18 protein-coding genes are annotated in these 19,037 nt (G+C 42.7%); 8 read left to right on the top strand and 10 right to left on the bottom strand.

Annotated elements, in window-relative coordinates:
* Positions 1-29: 29 nt before the first annotated feature.
* The 3 genes from QYC40_RS16700 to QYC40_RS16690 are packed head-to-tail and all read right to left on the bottom strand — an operon-like array spanning position 30 to position 2,061.
* Entirely contained in the window at positions 30-572 is a 543-nt protein-coding gene (locus QYC40_RS16700; protein ID WP_301991338.1) for a hypothetical protein, read from the bottom strand.
* A gap of 21 nt (positions 573-593) precedes the next feature.
* On the bottom strand, positions 594-1,271 hold the full coding sequence (locus QYC40_RS16695) for a hypothetical protein (RefSeq protein WP_301991336.1): 678 nt from the start codon (positions 1,269-1,271) through the stop codon (positions 594-596).
* Positions 1,252-2,061: a metallophosphoesterase gene (locus QYC40_RS16690; protein WP_301991335.1), complete on the bottom strand. Its 810-nt coding sequence runs from the start codon at positions 2,059-2,061 to the stop codon at positions 1,252-1,254. The genes QYC40_RS16695 and QYC40_RS16690 overlap by 20 nt, the downstream gene beginning before the upstream one ends.
* A gap of 235 nt (positions 2,062-2,296) precedes the next feature.
* On the opposite strand from QYC40_RS16690, the gene QYC40_RS16685 reads away from it, so the two are divergent.
* Positions 2,297-3,157 carry a helix-turn-helix transcriptional regulator gene (locus tag QYC40_RS16685; RefSeq protein WP_301991334.1) on the top strand — a complete coding sequence of 287 codons (861 nt, stop codon included), beginning with the start codon at positions 2,297-2,299 and terminating at the stop codon, positions 3,155-3,157.
* Complete coding sequence (locus QYC40_RS16680; RefSeq protein WP_301991333.1) at positions 3,148-3,588, top strand: DUF983 domain-containing protein; 441 nt, start codon at positions 3,148-3,150, stop codon at positions 3,586-3,588. The genes QYC40_RS16685 and QYC40_RS16680 overlap by 10 nt, the downstream gene beginning before the upstream one ends.
* 340 nt (positions 3,589-3,928) lie before the next feature.
* Here QYC40_RS16680 and galE read toward each other — a convergent pair whose 3' ends face one another.
* Complete coding sequence (gene galE, locus QYC40_RS16675; protein ID WP_301991332.1) at positions 3,929-4,954, bottom strand: UDP-glucose 4-epimerase GalE; 1,026 nt, start codon at positions 4,952-4,954, stop codon at positions 3,929-3,931.
* A gap of 8 nt (positions 4,955-4,962) precedes the next feature.
* Positions 4,963-5,937 (bottom strand): UDP-glucuronic acid decarboxylase family protein, encoded by a 975-nt coding sequence (locus QYC40_RS16670; protein ID WP_301991331.1) that lies wholly within the window; start codon positions 5,935-5,937, stop codon positions 4,963-4,965.
* Positions 5,938-5,996: 59 nt separating this feature from the next.
* Between QYC40_RS16670 and QYC40_RS16665 the strand changes: the two genes are divergently transcribed.
* Positions 5,997-7,241 carry a 3-deoxy-D-manno-octulosonic acid transferase gene (locus QYC40_RS16665; protein WP_301991330.1) on the top strand — a complete coding sequence of 415 codons (1,245 nt, stop codon included), beginning with the start codon at positions 5,997-5,999 and terminating at the stop codon, positions 7,239-7,241.
* A 209-nt stretch (positions 7,242-7,450) separates the two neighbouring features.
* On the opposite strand, the gene QYC40_RS16660 is transcribed toward QYC40_RS16665, so the two are convergent.
* Positions 7,451-8,899 (bottom strand): glyceraldehyde-3-phosphate dehydrogenase, encoded by a 1,449-nt coding sequence (locus QYC40_RS16660; protein WP_301991329.1) that lies wholly within the window; start codon positions 8,897-8,899, stop codon positions 7,451-7,453.
* Between the two features lie 165 nt (positions 8,900-9,064).
* Entirely contained in the window at positions 9,065-10,192 is a 1,128-nt protein-coding gene (gene hemW / locus QYC40_RS16655) for a radical SAM family heme chaperone HemW (protein WP_301991328.1), read from the bottom strand.
* Positions 10,193-10,695: 503 nt separating this feature from the next.
* On the opposite strand from hemW, the gene QYC40_RS16650 reads away from it, so the two are divergent.
* Complete coding sequence (locus QYC40_RS16650) at positions 10,696-10,986, top strand: hypothetical protein (RefSeq protein WP_301991326.1); 291 nt, start codon at positions 10,696-10,698, stop codon at positions 10,984-10,986.
* A gap of 557 nt (positions 10,987-11,543) precedes the next feature.
* Here QYC40_RS16650 and QYC40_RS16645 read toward each other — a convergent pair.
* Positions 11,544-13,052, bottom strand: coding sequence for an FAD-dependent oxidoreductase (locus QYC40_RS16645; protein ID WP_301991325.1), 1,509 nt, complete (start codon positions 13,050-13,052; stop codon positions 11,544-11,546).
* Positions 13,053-13,189: 137 nt separating this feature from the next.
* Between QYC40_RS16645 and QYC40_RS16640 the strand changes: the two genes are divergently transcribed.
* Positions 13,190-13,759, top strand: coding sequence for an OmpA family protein (locus QYC40_RS16640; RefSeq protein WP_301991324.1), 570 nt, complete (start codon positions 13,190-13,192; stop codon positions 13,757-13,759).
* A gap of 51 nt (positions 13,760-13,810) precedes the next feature.
* On the opposite strand, the gene QYC40_RS16635 is transcribed toward QYC40_RS16640, so the two are convergent.
* Positions 13,811-14,278, bottom strand: coding sequence for an RES family NAD+ phosphorylase (locus QYC40_RS16635; protein ID WP_301991323.1), 468 nt, complete (start codon positions 14,276-14,278; stop codon positions 13,811-13,813).
* On the bottom strand, positions 14,278-14,757 hold the full coding sequence (locus QYC40_RS16630; RefSeq protein ID WP_301991322.1) for an antitoxin Xre/MbcA/ParS toxin-binding domain-containing protein: 480 nt from the start codon (positions 14,755-14,757) through the stop codon (positions 14,278-14,280). Before QYC40_RS16630 ends, QYC40_RS16635 begins: the two co-directional genes overlap by 1 nt.
* Positions 14,758-14,997: 240 nt before the next feature.
* Here QYC40_RS16630 and QYC40_RS16625 point away from each other — a divergent pair, with 240 nt between their 5' ends.
* The 3 genes from QYC40_RS16625 to QYC40_RS16615 are packed head-to-tail and all read left to right on the top strand — an operon-like array spanning position 14,998 to position 19,002.
* Positions 14,998-16,383: a mandelate racemase/muconate lactonizing enzyme family protein gene (locus QYC40_RS16625; RefSeq protein WP_301991321.1), complete on the top strand. Its 1,386-nt coding sequence runs from the start codon at positions 14,998-15,000 to the stop codon at positions 16,381-16,383.
* Positions 16,384-16,413: 30 nt separating this feature from the next.
* Positions 16,414-17,511, top strand: a complete 1,098-nt coding sequence (locus QYC40_RS16620) for a plastocyanin/azurin family copper-binding protein (protein WP_301991320.1) — start codon at positions 16,414-16,416, stop codon at positions 17,509-17,511.
* Positions 17,512-19,002: a sorbosone dehydrogenase family protein gene (locus QYC40_RS16615; protein ID WP_301991318.1), complete on the top strand. Its 1,491-nt coding sequence runs from the start codon at positions 17,512-17,514 to the stop codon at positions 19,000-19,002.
* Positions 19,003-19,037 lie beyond the last annotated feature (35 nt).

Raw genomic sequence — 19,037 nt, 5'->3', positions numbered from 1 at the left:
TTACAAAAATTTATGTTTTGCTACCGACGCTATAGGCGGTGCTCCTGGGCAAAGTCTATTACGCGGGTCATTTGATCTTGTAGGTCAAATTGCAGATCCTCATGCAGTTTGTCAAAGGAAGTCATCGCATTTTTGATACGTCCCTGTATGTATTTATGTAACTTCATTGCGGGCGCTAATGCCGAGGGTTCGAAGAGGCGGGGGAAAAGGTCGAACGCATCTTCCAGGATAATCAGCCTGCACTCGACCACACTAAATTTATCCTTTGTAATTTTCTCATGCTCATTCACCAGACCCGAGGCTTGACGTAAATAAGCGTGCAGTTGTTTGTAATTACTATACATCGGCAGGTTCTTGATAGACGCTTGCGCTAGCTCAAAATGTCGATCTAGCCGATTTTTCAGATCATTGATGCGGTCTTCCAGATCCATCTCATCCTCCAAAAGTTCATAATGAAGCTGTTTGACCAGCATCTTGTCCTTGTTGATCAGTCGGATCAACAATTTGTCCTTCTCTTTCTGCGGAAGATTAAGGACAGCTTCCTTCAGGGTTTGATCTTTGTATAATGACATTTTTAAAAATACAGAATATTTTTAACGCCTTCTAATCTGAAGTTTTAATCCGAGTGCTAAACCCAGGTAGTCCTGCCCTTTTAAATATCGATTTTGTATCCTGCTGATCAGCATCAGATCATTGGTATGCAGGTCGTAATAGAATTTGATGCCTTCAAAGTAGAAGTTGTCCGACGGGATCTTATAGGTAATTTCCTGCCCTATAAATGCGTTGAAGCGCAATTTTGTCGAGAAGGTGTAATAGTCGCCGGGGTAACGATCGGGTGCATTGAACCAGAATTGGTTCCCGATCATGGTGTTGATGTACAGGCCGGTACGTAAAGGCTGGTAGTTGAAATGCTTGTTAATCGGGATGCTCCAAGGCGTATAGGTTTGTCGAAGGGTAAGAGTAACTTTTGCGCGATCAGTATCATAACGAGGAACAATACCTGCCATAAACTCGGTAGCCCATTGATCTCTACGTCCGTAATCCCAGCCGGCACCGACAGATATCAAACCAATTGACCCAGCAAACTGCGTGATATAAGTCGAAGGAACCAAAGTAAAGGCTGTTTTTTTTAATTGACGTGTTTTCTTAATGGCTCGACCTGTTGAGTCGTGGATAACGGTATCTTTTACTGAGGCTGATGCGAAACTTGACCAGAACAGTAAAATGAAAATCGGAGCGAAGAATTTACCGTTAAAAAGAGATGATTTCATGGCTGTAGCTGTTCTTGGTAATCGTGAAAAGTAAGAATTGGCGTTTTCCTATATTCGGCGTTCCATAATAAGTGATGCCGTCATGAAAGATGTCCTCATTCTGATAACGGTGGTCATGCCCATGATTTGCATAAAGCAGGTTTGGGTATAGCTTGATGCTGTATTGGAAAACATCCTTTACATTGTTGTTAAACTGCTCGGAAGTAGGCTTCGCATGCATGACAAAAACGGTTTTGTCAAATTTGTCCCGATCAGCATCGCGTTCGGCTTGGATAAATGAAAAATCAGGGATCGGATTGGAGTAATCAGACTCTAGGGCGTTTGTATTTAAACATACGAACTTCGTTCGCCCAGTGATAAAGCTGAAGTTCAAGGGGCCGAAAACAATACGAAAGATATCATCACCATTGGCAAGAACATCGTGATTACCAATCAGCGCCACATAGGGTCTATGCAGACCCTCAAGAATATCCCGCTGCAATAAAAACTCCTTAGTAACGCCAAAGTCAGTTAGATCGCCCGCATGGATTATAAAATCTAAATCATTCCGCTTGTTCGCAAAATCTACAAAATCATCAAGCTCATCATACCAACGTTGAGAATCGCTGATTAACGCGTAGCGAATGGTATCTTTATCCTGCGTCTCTTCTTCAATGCGTTGTATATTGCGGGGGTTGATGTCGCGTTTGCCTTTGATATCGCCGTCATAAGGGTGCACATCGAACATCTCACAACCACTGATTAGTATGGCTCCTAACAGGAGAAACCAAACGGAATGTCTTATTCTCATCTTACTGACTATTTGAACGCGAAAGTAAAATAATATAACTCAAAGCCGTAATAGACGGTTTATTATTACGCGAATATGATAGACATTTCTTAGCTAATGAGTGGTCGGTATCAATTAGCTATCGGGATTTTTATGGTATTATTTGCTAGACAATTTTATCGAATAAGTAAAAAACACCATTAAGAAATGTTTTATTACCACACTTGATGGTAGTAATTGCCTAACTTTGTGTCGTATGGCAAAGATACCTGTTATAGAGCAATGTACGGTTTCCTACAAGGAGGATAAACACCTTCTTGCGGATCGCTTAGACGTATATTTGCTGAACAATAGGAACCTCGTATTTCCACATAGGCATAATTTTTACCATCTGGTACTTTTCCTGGAAGGATCGGGTTCGCATGAAATTGACTTTAAAACGTATCCCGTTTCTATAGGACAGGTCTATTGCATGGGACCGGGGCAGGTACATTCCTGGATGTTCGACGGCAATATGCAGGGCTATATCATCAACTTCGATATAGACTATTTTAAATCGCTGTTGCTTCGTCCCGACTATATCGAAAACTTGTCGATATTCTCGACGCTGAACAACTCGGTTTTTTCATTAACGGAGGAAACTTTAAGGCAGGTTGTACCTTTATTTGAACAGCTGGTCGGTTTGAAGAATGGACCTGCAGAAGACGATCTAAAGAAGTCTTTATTGCTCTATATTTTATTGAAATTGGAGCAGGATTACATGCCGAGTTTTCCGACGAAAACGATGGACTATCAAATGGTGCTGATCAAGAACTTTATTGCGCTGGTCGATATGCGCTATAAGGACTTGCACCTGCCGAAGGAATACGCTGAGTTATTATTTGTCACACCCAATCACCTCAACGGTGTCTGCAAAGAATATTTAGGCTTGCAAGCTGGCGAGGTCATTCGCAATAGAATACATTTAGAGGCAAAACGCTTACTAATTTTGCCTGACTGGACGATATCACAGGTGGCTTATGAGTTACAGTTTAGCGACAACTCCTATTTCACCAAATTTTTTAAGAAGGTAGCTGGGATGACCCCCGAAGAATTTAGGAAATCACAATGGAAGTAAATGCAAAAATGGAGACTAACTATCAAATCCCCTCAGAAATAAAAAGTGCAATCGACGGCAAATGCCCACGATGCAGAACCGGTAATATGTTTAAGGGTTCCTTATTGAGCTTTAAATCGGCGAAAATGAATGTGAAATGCCCTGCCTGCGACTTGAAATTTGAAAAGGAGCCGGGCTATTTCTATGTAGCGATGTACATTAGCTATGCCATGAGCGTAGCCGAGCTGGTCGCATCCTGCGTAGCAACATACCTCATTACAGGAAATATGGAGAGTCCTTGGTTATATGTTATTGTGGCATTGGCGGCAACCCTGATTTTTGCGCCGTTCAACAACCGCTATTCAAGGATTATCTTGTTGTATTGGATGACTCCACAATTCAAATTCAACCCCAAAATATATCAAGAAGTTAAAAACTTCGATCAGAAGTAATAAGCTTAATTAGTAGATTTTTTAAAGGGGCTCTCCGTATAGGAAGCCCCTTTGCATGGAGAACATCCTAGCTCCAAGCAGTCAATCAATTTTCTAACCCAGATCAAACCCAATACATAGCCCTTTCCAGGCGGGTTTAAAAGGGTTATGCATTGGGTTTGAAAGGGCTTTACAAGGGGTTTATGCCGAAGCAGTCCCCATGAAAAATCGAAATTGCCATTGCCCAGAAAAGAGTAAACAAAAAGGCTAGAACGAATGTTCTAGCCTTTTTTATATCCTTATGTAACCCGCTATAGGTCTAACTACTAAGTACTAATTACTAACTACTAAGCACTAACTACTACAATGTGTTTTCCGATAGATATTTCTCCCATGCCCATGCTGAGGCCATCATTTCTTCGATTCCCAACTCCGCTTTCCAGCCTAATTCATTGGTTGATTTGGTTACATCGCCCCATACTTTGATGATATCACCTTCACGACGCGGACCGATTACGTAGTTTAGTTTTTGGCCTGAGGCTTTTTCGAAAGCTGCGATAGCTTCTAATACCGAATAGCCATTTCCTGTACCCACATTAAATACATCGTAGTTGCCGTTTGGATTTCCTTTTTCCAATAATTTGATGGCTGCTACGTGTGCTTTTGCTAGGTCGACCACGTGGATATAATCGCGTACTGCAGAACCGTCCGGCGTTTCATAGTCATCACCAAATACGGTTAGTTTTTCGCGTTTTCCGATGGCTGTCTGCGTAATGAACGGCAATAAGTTCTGTGGAACTCCGATTGGCAATTCGCCGATCAGTGCTGATTCATGTGCTCCAACCGGGTTGAAGTAGCGAAGAGCGATTACTTGGTAATTGTCATATGCGCTTGCAGACTCTTGTAGAATTTCTTCGGCGATTTGTTTGGTGTTTCCGTACGGAGAGGTTGCGCGTTTCACCGGTGCAGCTTCGTTTACCGGTAATACATCCGGCTCGCCATAGACGGTACAGCTGGATGAAAATACGAAGTTGATCGGTTTTTGACGATAAGCTTCTAACAAGTTGATTAATGAGTAGAAGTTGTTATGATAATACTTCAACGGATCTTGTACCGACTCGCCTACCGCTTTAGATGCGGCAAAATGAATGATACCTTTGATATCCGGATTTGAAGCGACAAATTCGTTTACTTTAGCCGTATCGCATAGGTCAAATTGGTGAAACTCGGGTTTCACGCCAATAATTTTCTCGATCTGATCTAAGATCCTGATATTCGAATTGGACAGATTGTCGATTAAAACAGGGGTATAGCCTGCGTTGTGCAATTCTACTACGGTGTGCGATCCAATGAATCCCGTTCCTCCGGTTACTAATATTTTACTCATATGCTTTATTATGTGCTAAGTTTATACTGTTGATCGTTAAATAATGTCTTGTAATAGGCTATTGTTTTCTCCAGCCCTTCTCGTCTGCCCACTTTGGGTTCCCAGTTGAGCAATTCTTTGGCTTTTCGAATGTCGGGTCTCCGCTGCTTAGGATCGTCGATCGGTAGTTCTTCAAAAACAATCTTTGAAGAGCTATTTGTGAGGTCGATGATCTCCTTGGCCATGTCCAAGAGTGTCATCTCATCTGGATTTCCAATGTTTACCGGTAGCGGGTAATCGCTAAGGAGGAGCTTGCAGATGCCCTCAATTTGATCTGTGACGTAGCAAAAAGAACGCGTTTGCATGCCGTTTCCAAAGACGGTCAAATCTTTGCCTTGCAAAGCTTGCGAAATGAAGGTTGGCAATGCTCTACCGTCGTGGAGACGCATGCGTGGTCCGAAGGTGTTGAATATCCTTGCTATTCTTGTTTCTAAGGAGTGCGCATTGTGATAAGCCATGGTCATGGCTTCCTGAAAGCGTTTTGCTTCATCGTAGACCCCTCGGGGTCCGACGGGGTTTACATTTCCCCAGTATTCTTCCGATTGCGGAGATACCGAAGGGTCGCCATATACCTCCGATGTGGAGGCGACTAATATGCGTGCTTTCTTGCTCTTTGCCAGTCCCAGCAGGTTGTGCGTACCTAGGGATCCTACTTTGAGGGTTTGTATGGGTATCTTCAGGTAGTCGATGGGACTTGCTGGTGATGCAAAGTGTAAGATGTAGTGCAGCTCGCCCGGTACGTGCACGAATTTGCTTACATCGTGATGATAGAATTCAAAGTTGGGGAGGTGGAATAGATGTTCGATGTTTTTGATATCCCCGGTTATCAAATTATCCATACCAATTACGTGGAATTCCTCTTTGATAAAGTGGTCACAGAGGTGAGAGCCTAGGAATCCCGCCGCTCCAGTAATCAATATTCGTTTGGGCTTCTCCTTTTGCACAATAGTGAATTTGAAAAGGTTTAATATCTTTGACGAAGATAAACATTACTTTTAATATTATGCGTTTACTTTACGATCTGGGCATATTCCTCTACGGCACATTACTTCGTCTGATTGCGCCTTTTTATGCAAAAGCGAAGCTATGGGTTGCGGGTCGTAAGGGCTTGTTGAAGCAGATCAGTCAAACGGTTGATTCCAGTCAGGAACACATCTGGTTTCACTTTGCTTCCCTGGGCGAATTTGAGCAGGGGCGATCTGTTATGGAGCAGATTAAGCAACGTTATCCTACTGAAAAAATAATTGTAACATTTTTTTCGCCATCGGGCTACGAAATCCGGAAGAACACGGCCTTGGCCGATTATGTGTTCTATTTGCCGGAGGATACAGCGGGTAATGCGCGCAAGTTTCTGGACGCGATCCGACCGAAATTAGCGATCTTCACGAAGTACGAATACTGGTATCACTACTTCGATGTGCTGGAAAAGCGTGGAGTTCGTTTACTGATGATCTCGGCGATCTTTCGGGAGGAACAATTGTTTTTTAAGCGACGTGGAGGGTTTTATCGTAAGATTTTGAAAAAGGTATCCTTTTTCTTTACTCAGAATATGGAGAGTGTGCATATGTTGAAGTGGATTGGGATCACCAAAGCGGGTCTAGCCGGAGATACGCGGTTTGATCGGGTGGTAGAGCTTCCGAGGACGCACAAGGCAATCGAGCCGGTTAAAGAATTTGTGGGTAATAAGCGGGTATTGGTCGGGGGAAGTACCTGGCCAGCTGATGAAGCGCTGATCCAAGACTTGTTGTCCGAATATCAGGATTGGAAAGCGATTATTGCGCCTCATGAAATTCATGATGAACATATTGAACAGCTTTTAAAGCTCTTTCCTTCGGCCTTACGTTTCTCGCAATTCGGGCGTTATTCTGCTGAAGAAATTGCTCGAGAGCAGGTATTGATTATTGACAATATTGGTATGCTGTCATCGCTTTATTATTATGGCGATATCGCCTATATTGGTGGTGGTTTTGGAGCGGGAATACATAATACGTTGGAGGCTGCTACTTACGGTATTCCGGTGATATTCGGTCCGAAGTATGAGAAGTTTAAGGAAGCGATGGATTTGCTGGAACTGGGTGCTGGTTTTCCGGTCAGCAGCAAGGAGGAGCTTTCCAACATATTTGCGGCTTTGAAGGATCCTGCAAAGTTGAACATGGCGGGAGAATCAGCTAAGAATTATGTGCATACGCGTGCTGGGGCTACGCAGATCATTATGAAATATTTGGAAACGGAGCGGCTGATTGGTTAAGATATCTACCACAGGAGGCTAAAAATCAATGGAGCCGTATTGCTACAGCCCCATTGTTCGATTCATCGATTTATATAGCAATCGCTATGGGTTTTTAGTTTGTGCCAAATATACTTTTAAGCTTCTCGGCGAGTTGCTCGCTGTTTTCTTGAGTCAGATGACTTGCTCGATTCCTAGACAATGCACTTTTGCGACCGTACAAGAGAATCTTAATAATAAGTATATCTTCTTACTCCAGCGATATGTCTGGCTAGGCGCATTACTTGATGTGTATAGCCGTATTCATTATCATACCATACGTAAATTACGACGTTTTTGCCATCTGCTGATACGATTGTTGCAGGAGCATCAACCACAGAAGCGGCCGTAGTGCCCACGATATCAGATGATACAAGTTCTGCGTTGTTTGCGTATTGAATTTGTTCGACTAGATCACCTTCTAACGCTGCTTTCTTTAAAAGGCCGTTCACCTCTTCAACCGTAGTGATGGACTTCAGTTCTAGATTTAAGATCGCTAGGGAACCATTAGGAACAGGCACGCGAATCGCATTGGAGGTTAGCTTTCCAGCCAATACAGGTAATACTTTCGCGACTGCGCTTCCTGCGCCAGTCTCCGTGATTACCATGTTTAATGCCGCTGCACGTCCTCTTCTAGACTTCTTATGGAAGTTATCAACTAAGTTTTGGTCGTTGGTGTAGGAGTGGATGGTTTCGATATGGCCTTTCACAATTCCGATACGTTTCTCTAATACCGCTAAAACTGGTGAAATAGCATTGGTGGTACAAGAAGCAGCAGAGAATGTATTATCCTTTTTATTGTCGGCGTCATATTCATTTACGCCGTAAACGATATTTGGAACACCTTTGCCCGGCGCAGTCAATAAGACTTGTGTTGCACCCTTAGAAGTTAAATGGCGACTAAGCTCTTGTTGATCTCTAAAAGCCCCTGTATTATCGATTACTAAGGCGTTATTGATGTCGTACTGTGTATAATCGATGTCTTCAGGATTCTTGGCAGAGATGATGTAAACAGGTACGCCATTGATAATCAATGCACCTTTTTCTACATCGATATCTACTTCGCCTTCGAAGTCACCGTGGATAGAATCTTGACGTAATAAGCTCGCTCTTTTTTCGAGTGTTTTTTCATCCAACTGATCTCTGGTCACAATTGCTCGTAAACGTAATTGACGACCTGCAGCTGCTTTGCTGATCAATTCTCTTGCTAATAAGCGACCAATTCGACCAAATCCATAGAGAACAACGTCCCTTGGTTCGAAGGTTTGATGCTGATGTGCAGGCGCGAGTTCCTTGGAAAGGAAAGCTTCTAAATCTTCGAGTTGAACGTTCTGCTTGCGTACTTCCAACGCTAATTTACCAATGTCAATGCGTGAAGGAGTTAATTCTAGCGTTTGGATAATCTCAGCAATTTGAAGAGTTTCCTCAATACTAATTTCTTTCTCTGCTAACTCTTTCGTCCTTTGATGTAAATTAAGGATGAAACTTACGCGACGATCAATCAGTTGATTGCGGAATAGAACCAGTTCAATGGATTGATTGAACCATAGGTCGCTTACTACTTGAATAAGCTTTACGCAAGCGTTCTGCTTGACTTTGTAACTTTTGATTTGGTTCTCAAAAGTAGAAGATTGTACCATATCGATTATAATAGATTATTTTGGCGCAAAAATATGAATTATAATGCTGGTAATCAGGCGGGTTTTTAAAAATTAGGGATTTGCTAACAAATGCTAGTTAATGGATTTTATTTGCTAATGAATTCGTGTTATTGTTGACATAAAGCAAAATATTAAATTGCAACGTTAAGAAACGATGAACAAATCAGAGGCGATTTGATCTGCAATTAGCTTTCCTGAGGCGGTTAACACAAGATATTGATCGTCTTTCAGCAGTAAATCTTCCTGTTTCAGATAGATGTCGGCTTCTTTTTTCAGGTAGGATAGGTAGTCGCTATCAAAGTTGCTTTTGAGGTATTCGTAGTCTACTCCCCATTTTGTTCGGAGGGATGTCATGACATACTCGTTAAACTGATCGTCTAGGCTTAGTTCTTCGGTTTCTAATGCCAATTCGTTTTGGAAAAGCTGTTTGGTGTACAGTGCATTATTGGCGATATTCCACGAGCGCGATACGCCGTTAAAGGAGTGCGCAGAGGGGCCGATGCCTAAATAGTGTTTTCCCCTCCAATAATTACTGTTGTGGATAGCATGTTTTCCGGGCTTTGCGAAATTGGATATTTCATACTGCTCATAACCGTTGTCGGTTAAGTGGGAAATCAGCATAAGCATCTGCTCCGCACTTTGACCTTCGTTGATTGGGGCAGTTTTCCCTTTCTTTATCAAATGATCCAGCGCTGTTTTCTTTTCTACGGTCATCGCATAAGAGGAGATGTGCGGTATCTGAAAATCAATGAGCTGCTGCATGTTAGCTTTCCACTTCAGATCGGTCAATAGGGGGTATCCATAGATCAGGTCACAGGTTATATTTTCAAAGCCCGCGTCTTGCACGCGCATAATTGCAGATTTCGCCTCTTCAGCATTATGCGCCCTATTCATCCATCGCAAATCTTCCTCATAAAAGGATTGGATTCCGATCGAGAAGCGATTAACGGCGGTTTGTCTTAAGGCATTGACTTTGTTTTTATCCAGGTCGTCAGGATTTGCTTCCAAGGTGATTTCCGCATCGGGTGCTATTTCGTAATGCTCGGCAACTTTTCCAATCAGGCGGTCGATTTCCTCGGCCGTAAGTGTGGAAGGGGTGCCTCCGCCGAAGTAAATGGAATGGATGGTTTTGTTTTCGAGATAGTTAGAACGCATGCTCAATTCCTTGTGCATAGCCTGCAGCATTTCGTCTTTGTATTGCATAGAAGTGCTAAAGTGGAAATCGCAGTAGTAACACGCTTGCTTGCAAAAAGGAATATGGAAGTAGATCATGGTGCTGATTAAAACGGTAAAGTTATGTAAAATTCATTTCACAAATCCAATTGGACTTGTGAAAGTAGCATGGTATTAGAAGTTACCGCTATTTCAACGCTCCACTTGTTTAATTATATAATTCCACTTGGTAAAATATTTAGCCACAAATTGTTTATTCGTTAATTTGAAGCCAAAGATAAAAGTATGTTCAAAAGTACTTTTACGTTATACGACTTCAAGGTATTAGTCGTTATTAACATAAATCCATAAAACAAAAAATATAGCTGCTTATCAACTAACTGAAGTAGAATTAAGGGAACTGATTCATAAATTGGGGCTTCCTAAGATTGTGACAGATATCTATGACGAGAATGTTTCTGATGATGTATTTGAGGAAGCATTAGGTTACGAATATTCGAAGCCATTAAGGATTTTAGACTTATCTGCGGAGGAGCAGAAGACGTATCGTGTTGATCGCTTTAAGCCGATCCTCAAGCTAAGAAGTTCTGATATTATCGCGTATGATACCGAGCGGAAGGGTTTTTATTGCCTATGGATTGGAAGAGGAAATCGAAGATCCAATTGTTTTAAATTGGGATGGCGTATTTCTGGAAGAGGTAGTTTTCTGGTATGAATTAGAATTCGATGAGGACAGCATCATGCATCTCGCTGAGTTGTTGCACCTCAAATATGCGGAAGAAATTATCGAAAGTCTCGATGAAGCAGGAGATAATGATGAGCTGTCGACCTTCAAGGCTCAAGATGTGTGGATGGCAAATATGATCAATAAGTTAAATATGCGAGTACAATAAAATATCGGTATGCTGGTTTAGTTACGCGGAAACAGTATGTTTCGCCGTAACTCAACCAGCATTTTCTTTCTTCTTAAACCAATCACTCCCTCAACAAAATTGGAAAACGTTTCCAGTTTCCCGACTCATGCTATTCCCCACCTCTAATTCTCTAGCATCTGACCGCTAGATTTTTAATGTCCTGTTAGCTTCTTGTTTATAAGGATAGTTTTGCCATATTTGATTGTCTTGTGTAGACAAGATATAGAAAGAACTTAAACTTTTCATAATGACCTTAGTCAGTGAATGTGCTGATGCACAATTGTTTGCCGCTTTCAAATCGAGAGTGCGATTAATGATACCCTGTCTCTTCGTTTTCTGCTTCCTATCCCTGTCAAGCTGCGCTCGTATAGCCGATAACGAAGAAACCAAACCAATCTCCTATCTCCAAGTTGCAGAGGGTTTCGTTATTGAGGAAGCAGTCTCACCGGAACTGATATCCTTCCCCCATGTTTGCAAGCTTTGATGACCAAGACGCTTAGCCAGCACTAAAGGTCGCACTGCAGTTGTACCCTTCGCTATTCTAAGCGCTCCAGTCCTTGGGTTGAAGGACCATTTAGCATTTTGCCATTCACGTTAAACCGAGAGCCGTGACAGGGACAATCCCAAGATAATTCTGCGTTATTCCATCGTACTTCACACTTGGCGTGTGGACATGTGCTTTTTAAAACGTGCCGTTGGCCATTGCTTTCCGAATAAACAGCGTAAGCCTGTCCTCCGTATCGAACAACTTTCGCCTTTCCGGGTTCTATATCCAATAGCGAATTAATTCTCTCCATATTAATCTTATCACCGATCATATCCTTCAGCACAGTAGCATTTTCCTTCAAGAAACTCTTGAAGCCGGCAGTCGGTTTAAATCGCTTCGGATCGAAAAGTTTAGCAAAACGATTAGGGCGTTGCAAAATCAAATCGGTAAGGATGGTCGAAGACAAGGTTCCAAACGTCATCCCGTTGCCTCTGAAACCTGTGGCCACGAAAAGACGACCCTGGCTCGATGGTAAAACGCCAATCGAGGGGAGTCCATCTGCAGGCTCGAAGTACTGACTCGACCACGCGTACTGAATTTGATTAATATCGAAGTAGTTTCGACAGTGATTCTCCAAGCGCGCAAAGCATGCACCCTCATCTTCGCTATGTCCTGTTTTGTGGTCCTCTCCTCCCGCAATAATCATTTTCTTTCCCTGGATAATATGAGTCCTATAATAATGATAGGGATTGCAAAGGTCATAGCCTAAGGTGTTCGGATAGTCTTCACTGTTTAGAGTAAAGGCAATTGCATAGCTGCGATATGGTGCAGTGGTAAAGTGTAAAAGGTTAACTCCAGGGGGAGTATGGGTTGCAAACACAGCATGTCCACCGCGAACGGTCCCCTGACTCGTATGAACGAGAACTTCCTGGTCGCTCTCGTCATGGGATTCGTAGATACAGTTATCAATAATGGTTCCCCCGGCATTTGTAAAAGCCTCGGCTAAGGCTTTGATATATTTAAGTGGATGAAATTGTGCTTGTCGAGGAATCAACAATGCCTTTTGGAACCCCATGGGGTATTCGATACTATCTGTATATGCCATTTGATAACCAACCTTTTGAGCGCCTTCGAAGATTTTCTCTAATTCCTCAACCTGTTCTTCACTTGTTGCAAACAGCACTGCATCTTTATGCTCAAAATCACAGTCAATGGTATTCTTCATGACGTTCGACGTAAAAATTTGCATAGCTTCTTTTCCCGCCTCAGCAAGTAGCCGTGCATTCTCTAATCCAAACTTGTTTATTGTTTCCTCAAAAGTCGTGTCGAAAAAGTCATTTAGGTGAGCCGTGGTGCCCCCGGTAGTACCAAAACCAATATTACTCGCTTCCAAAATGACGCATTTTAACCCTTGATTTTGAAGCCGGTAAGCCGTTGAAATACCTGTTATTCCAGCGCCGACGATTACCACGTCGTATCTGTGACCTCTTGCTAAGAATCCTTCATACTTTTTTACTTCCGATTGCCATAAACTCTTGCGTGCTCCGTCTCTAAACATGTCAATACATTATTCGTAAATACCTATTGTGTAGCAGATGAACACTTCAAAGGAAATTTGGTTGTACTACCCCAAAAATTTTTATAACAGTTTTAGTCTTAACATGTTGAGTGTTAGACTGAAGTGTTTGTCAAAAGATGCTTGCTTGTAATTCCACGGGAACCAACGAGAAGAGTCATGCTGATAAGACGTCGAGTAGTACTAAAAATTCGACTGATGGATTAACTCCCGAAGTCGACACATTCACGGCGACCAGACAAGAGGTAGCTACTGCAAATGCGCCGCTCGAAAGTACCGGCAGCAGTTTGACCGCTAATCAAAGTAATTTAAATATTGATATACAGCTGTCTGCAGATAAGATCTTCGAATTTGATAAGGCTACGCTTAAACCAGAAGCAGATGCAGAACTATCGAAATTGGCAGACCAAATTAGAAAAAGTGGAAATGAGAAAGTGCAGATTACAGGTCATACCGATTCGAAAGGCAACGACGCATACAACGAAAAACTTTCTCTAGATAGAGCTAATGCAGTTAAGGATTGGCTTAAAAATAATGGTATCGAAAATGATATTATAGCACTCGGAAGAGGAGAGAAGGATCCTATTGCGGAAAACACCCTAGCGAACGGACAGGATAATCCAGAAGGCAGAGCCAAAAATCGTCGGGTAGACGTAAAGTATCTAGGCACACAAAGTATCAGTAAATAAATATTTCTATTCCGGGAATATGAATGTGATAATCATTTCCCGGAATAGAAATTATCTTTTATCTTCTTTCAGCCGGCTATCAACATCCAGATTGATGAATTCGACGATCTCAACCTTGCCAAACTCCTTATAAAGCGGATTTAGAATATAATTATATTCCATCGGAACAACAGTCGAGGGGACCTTCAACGCAAAGAAATCCCTGTTATTTGCCAACTTCGTGAACACCCCGGCAGTCTTGGATGAATACGGATATTGATTCCAACGCGCCGGCAACTCCGATAGTTCTTCAACGATAAAATCATCAGGGAATTCGATCTTCGCTACTAATATTTGTTTGGGGAGTAATGCGATGTTCTCCGAATGCACATAGTATTCCAATATGGCTAACGAAATATTCTCTGAGCAGTAGACTGCCCGCGTTCCGACCTGATTCCAACGACCTCCAACTTTTTCAGCACCAATACCACTCAATGTAGAATCTTTGAACTTTAAATTGGCAACCCGAAAAACAACCATTAGCTATATACGTTGTGCTGAATCCTGATGATCTCATTCTCGACCAACTCAAAACCAAAACTGCTATCTAATAAGTCGAATGGCTTTTTGCCGCCTAAGGCTTTAGATGGCGTCCAGAGCCATTCTCTGAACAAATCAGGGCTGTCAAAGACTTGATAACCCAGGCCAAAAAGCCTGGAAATTTCGTAAATGCGCTCCGAAGTCTCTTTATCATACCGAGGCTTCTTCTGCATACTGCTTATCGAGCTTGGTAATACATGCTCAAATTCTTTCTCGTTCTCGCCGATGCTGCTGATCAATTCTTTCCACTCTAATTTGGTGACGCCGATACGGATGCGGTCAATTAGTTCTAGCTTATATCCGGGCGCATCATTGACGTGTTGCACCACCCATGATGGTGAAAATTCGGTTTGTTCTAACCTGGAGCGGCTAACAACTTTCGCTCCTCTACTGACGGGAAATGTTGTTTTTGCTTTCATGATTGTAATTTTACTCCTTTCCACACGCAAATATACAATTTTTCCCTCGGTTTTTTATACCTCCCCCCAAAATTTTAATCCTTTTGCCTCCTTATTCTTGGTTTTTACAATTTATACATTTAGCTTAGTATTCAATTAACCATCAGCAAACCTGAAGACTTACAATTTTTATTTAAATAAGCTTCTTCAAGTACAAACTGTTACCGTGAACGTAAACGGAACACGAAAAGCGAATACTTTATGAACAGAAGACAGTTTATTGGGAATTGTAGCTTGCTGTTAGCAGCAACCCAAGCAAACAGCCTAAAGGCATCAAATAATCTGAAGAAAACCATGATGAATCAATTAAAGGTTATCCATACTCGCGCCGCCGTAGAAAAAGAAAAGCTTCGATTCCCATTCGGATTTAAAGGGGCATTCCTAACCGAGTTATGGCAAGCCATAGCCTATGTTAAGGGCCCTTCGGGCAACTATGGTATTGGCTTGGGTACTCAGAGCGTATTATATGGCGATGCGGATACTTTTGCAGCAACTGATGAATCCACCGGCAATTCATGGATGCTCGACGTCAGTAAGGCTGCATTGCAATGGCTCGAGAATAAGTCGTTTCCCTGTCCATTGGAGGCGACTGAACAGCTCGTGCCCTACCTGCTAGAGGAAGGCAAAAAAATAACAAAGCGAGACAACCTGCATGTCAATTTCATTTACAACGCACTGGTAGCCGTGGATAATGCTTTATGGATGCTATACGGTAAGACGAATAAGGTAGAAAGCTTCCAGCAGATGATCCCCGAGGCCTACCGACCGGCGTTTCAAAACAAAAACAAACAGGTTGCCGTCATGTTCCAAATATCGTATAGTATGCCGCTAGAAGATATTGCTGCAGCGGTAGATCAAGGATATTTTGTCTTTAAGATTAAAACGGGCAGCCCGGGCGATCAACAAACCATGTTGCAACAGGACAAGGATCGGTTGAAAGAAATTCATGACTGTATAAACGAGCGATTAACTGCACGAGGCATCGATCAATCCATCTACTACACCATGGATGCAAATGGTCGGTACGAGCGAAAAGCAGATTTGCAAAACTACTTAGATTACGCGAAAAAAATAGGGGCCTTCGAACGCATCCTGCTCTACGAGGAACCCTTTGTAGAAGCAAATCAAGAGAGAGTAGACGATCTACCTGTGCTGATCGGCGCAGATGAAAGCATTCACAGCGAGGCAGACGCCTATAAAAAAATAGAACTCGGGTATAAGGCTTTTATTTTGAAAGGAATCGCCAAAACCCTTAGTCTAACCATAAAAATTGCGAAAATAGCCCATGAAAATAACATTCCTTGCCTGTGTTCGGATTTGACCGTAAATCCGGTGTTGATGGAATGGAACAAGATTATTGCCGCAAGCCTTTCACCTTTCCCGGTGGTTAACATGGGCTTAATGGAAACAAACGGCGATATGAACTACGTAAAATGGCAAGAAATGAAGCTACGACATCCATTTCCAAATGCCAGCTGGACAAAAGTACAGAACGGAACGTTCCATTTAAATGATGATTTCTTTGAAAAAATGGGAGGAATCCTAACGACTTCGCCGCACTATCAAAAGCTGTTGCAAATCATTTAGCAATTAAGATCTACTAGCGCCACCCAAGCCATGAATAAAAAACCTGTTTTATTAAGTTTACTAAGCGTTCTGCTTCTCTTTTTAACGAGTAATACCGCGCTCGTAGACCTGGATCCACCAGTCAAAAAGCTGAAAATGTCGGTGCTGCCGGGACTACGCTTTGATGTCCCAAGGTTCCATGTGCAACCCGGAGAGAAAGTAATCATTGAATTCGAAAATACCGACGACATGGACCATAACCTGCTGATAATAAAGCCGGGTACAAGAGAAAAAATCGTCAACCTAGCGAGCAAACTAGGGGCGCAGGGAATGGCAAAATCTTATATCCCCGAAAGCAAAGACATTCTTTGGCATACCAAGATTCTGCATGCCGGACAAAAAGAGAACCTCAGTTTCACTGCTCCGACGGCTGAAGGCATTTACCCCTATGTCTGCACCTTCCCCGGACACGGACATGTGATGTATGGAGCAATATATGTCAACAAATCTGGAAAGATGCCCGAGCTAGCGCAGGATCCTCATTTGCCAGCATTAAGTAAGCAGTCCGAACATCAACACCATCACCAAAAGAACCATCCCTACGAACCTCAGCCGCCATATTATTACAGGATTTATATGGAGGGCGCTAGCCCTGCTGCCTTCGCGGTAAATCTGCCGGGCCAAATATCCTATTGCTGGGATGCGGCCGTATGCGATCTGCGCTATATCTGGCAAGGTGAATTCCTCGACAATACCGCTATTTGGAAAGGACATAAAGATGCGAAAGCTAAAGTATTGGGCGATATCTTCTACAAACAAGCAATTCTCCCATCCATCGCGATAACATCGGCAAATAGCCCAAACAAAAAGCAGTTCAAAGGCTATAAAATATTGAAAGACAAATATCTGGAGTTTCACTATCAAATCGACAAGATGGATGTCTACGAAACGATTAAAGAAACGGAGGATAGAAAGGGGATCATGCGCACGTTTAAGATGTCAAAACTGAATACCGACCTTAGGTTCCAACATACGCATACACCCGGAATGAAAACATGGTATAAAGGCGCTGAGCTCACAAACCCAACCATAAAACTGAGCCCTGCGGAGGCCAAAGAATTTACCTTGGAATACAAAATAGATAAGTAAATGAAATCATTGTTCTATATACTTTTAGCCTGCACAGCTACATTACTTGCATGTTCCGATCATCAGTCCGATGAGAAACATGCTTTCTATATCGATTCTATTGCGACTCCAGAGGGATTGACGGCAGAAGTTGCCGCATTAGACGCCTTGCCCGATGGGCGTATAGTTGCGACCTTTATGCGAGGGGAGGTCATGATCTACAATCCGGAAACCAAGGAATGGAAGCTTTTTGCCAGCGGACTGCACGAACCCCTCGGAATAAAAGCAATATCTGATAAAGAAATGCTTGTCATGCAATTGCCCGAGCTGACACGAATTACAGATACCGATAACGATGGCGAAGCCGACCTTTTTGAAACCATATATGATGGTTTCGGAATGACGGGGAATTATCATGAATTCACCTACGGGCCGGTACAAGATAAAAATGGGAACCTATATATCGCCCTCAATTCCTCATCCTCAGGTGGAGGAATGTCTGATGAACTAAGGGGCGATACGCTCATGATAGGCAAAATGAGAGACGGAAATGCCATGTTCTCCGTGGTGCCTTATCGAGGTTGGGTCATGAAAATCGATAAAAACTTTAAAGTAACGCCCTTCGCTTCTGGTTTCCGTTCGCCCAATGGCATTGCCTTAGATGCAAAAGATCGACTCTATGTAACCGAAAATCAAGGTGACTGGGTCGGAACCAGCCCCCTATACCATGTCGAGGAAGGAAAACACTACGGACATCCTGCCAGTATCGTATGGACGAAAGGTTGGAATAAAGGAAATCCGTTCGACTTGCCGGTTGAGACCTTAGATAAGATGCGCGAAAAACCAACTGTGATCTTCCCACACGATCTGCTAGCTAATTCGCCAACCCAGCCGATTCTGATCAAAGACAACAAAAAACTGAAAGCATTTGACGGACAGTTTATCATCGGCGAAATGAGTAGCGAGCGTCTTGTGCGCGTGATGCTCGAAGAGGTAAATGGCGTCATGCAGGGCGCTGCAACGGTATTCATTCAAGGGCAAGGCCTCCGCAAAGGAAACAACAGGCTAGTATTTTCACCTAACGGCGACCTATGGGTCGGACAAGCCGACCATGGATGGCTCGGCGATCGCGGAATACAACGAATCCGTTTCACTGGAAAAACTCCCTTCGATGTCAAGGATATGAAAATCACGAAGAGAGGATTCGAACTGAACTTTACCGACGAGGTGGCCAACACAGAAAATGAACCCATCGATAGCCTCGTTCATGTTCGCCGATATCGATACCATTACCATAAAAAGTACGGCTCTGAACAAATAGATGTCAAAAACATTAAAATAAACAAAGCAGACTGGACAAGAGGCAGAAAGCAATTACAGCTACAACTTGAACCTCTGGAAAAAGGCTACGTATATGAAGTTGCCCTCAACAAATTGAAGAATGAAAAGCTAACCGATAGCCTACAAAATAAACTTGTTATGTATACTGTTAAGTCTCTTCGAGAGTACTAACTACTAACTACTAGTATCTCCCCTTATTAACCCAA

Origin of the sequence: Sphingobacterium sp. BN32, assembly GCF_030503615.1 — a bacterium.
Classification (GTDB): domain Bacteria; phylum Bacteroidota; class Bacteroidia; order Sphingobacteriales; family Sphingobacteriaceae; genus Sphingobacterium.
This window is presented reverse-complemented; position numbering and strand designations above follow the sequence as displayed.

What these genes read in the sequence shown, in the direction of transcription:
- QYC40_RS16700 (WP_301991338.1), bottom strand. Translation starts at nt 572, where the DNA reads ATGTCATTATACAAAGATCAAACCCTGAAGGAAGCTGTCCTTAATCTT.
- QYC40_RS16695 (WP_301991336.1), bottom strand. Translation starts at nt 1,271, where the DNA reads ATGAAATCATCTCTTTTTAACGGTAAATTCTTCGCTCCGATTTTCATT.
- QYC40_RS16690 (WP_301991335.1), bottom strand. Translation starts at nt 2,061, where the DNA reads ATGAGAATAAGACATTCCGTTTGGTTTCTCCTGTTAGGAGCCATACTA.
- QYC40_RS16685 (WP_301991334.1), top strand. Translation starts at nt 2,297, where the DNA reads ATGGCAAAGATACCTGTTATAGAGCAATGTACGGTTTCCTACAAGGAG.
- QYC40_RS16680 (WP_301991333.1), top strand. Translation starts at nt 3,148, where the DNA reads ATGGAAGTAAATGCAAAAATGGAGACTAACTATCAAATCCCCTCAGAA.
- galE (WP_301991332.1), bottom strand. Translation starts at nt 4,954, where the DNA reads ATGAGTAAAATATTAGTAACCGGAGGAACGGGATTCATTGGATCGCAC.
- QYC40_RS16665 (WP_301991330.1), top strand. Translation starts at nt 5,997, where the DNA reads ATGCGTTTACTTTACGATCTGGGCATATTCCTCTACGGCACATTACTT.
- QYC40_RS16660 (WP_301991329.1), bottom strand. Translation starts at nt 8,899, where the DNA reads ATGGTACAATCTTCTACTTTTGAGAACCAAATCAAAAGTTACAAAGTC.
- hemW (WP_301991328.1), bottom strand. Translation starts at nt 10,192, where the DNA reads ATGATCTACTTCCATATTCCTTTTTGCAAGCAAGCGTGTTACTACTGC.
- QYC40_RS16650 (WP_301991326.1), top strand. Translation starts at nt 10,696, where the DNA reads ATGATACCGAGCGGAAGGGTTTTTATTGCCTATGGATTGGAAGAGGAA.
- QYC40_RS16645 (WP_301991325.1), bottom strand. Translation starts at nt 13,052, where the DNA reads ATGTTTAGAGACGGAGCACGCAAGAGTTTATGGCAATCGGAAGTAAAA.
- QYC40_RS16640 (WP_301991324.1), top strand. Translation starts at nt 13,190, where the DNA reads ATGCTTGCTTGTAATTCCACGGGAACCAACGAGAAGAGTCATGCTGAT.
- QYC40_RS16635 (WP_301991323.1), bottom strand. Translation starts at nt 14,278, where the DNA reads ATGGTTGTTTTTCGGGTTGCCAATTTAAAGTTCAAAGATTCTACATTG.
- QYC40_RS16630 (WP_301991322.1), bottom strand. Translation starts at nt 14,757, where the DNA reads ATGAAAGCAAAAACAACATTTCCCGTCAGTAGAGGAGCGAAAGTTGTT.
- QYC40_RS16625 (WP_301991321.1), top strand. Translation starts at nt 14,998, where the DNA reads ATGAACAGAAGACAGTTTATTGGGAATTGTAGCTTGCTGTTAGCAGCA.
- QYC40_RS16620 (WP_301991320.1), top strand. Translation starts at nt 16,414, where the DNA reads ATGAATAAAAAACCTGTTTTATTAAGTTTACTAAGCGTTCTGCTTCTC.
- QYC40_RS16615 (WP_301991318.1), top strand. Translation starts at nt 17,512, where the DNA reads ATGAAATCATTGTTCTATATACTTTTAGCCTGCACAGCTACATTACTT.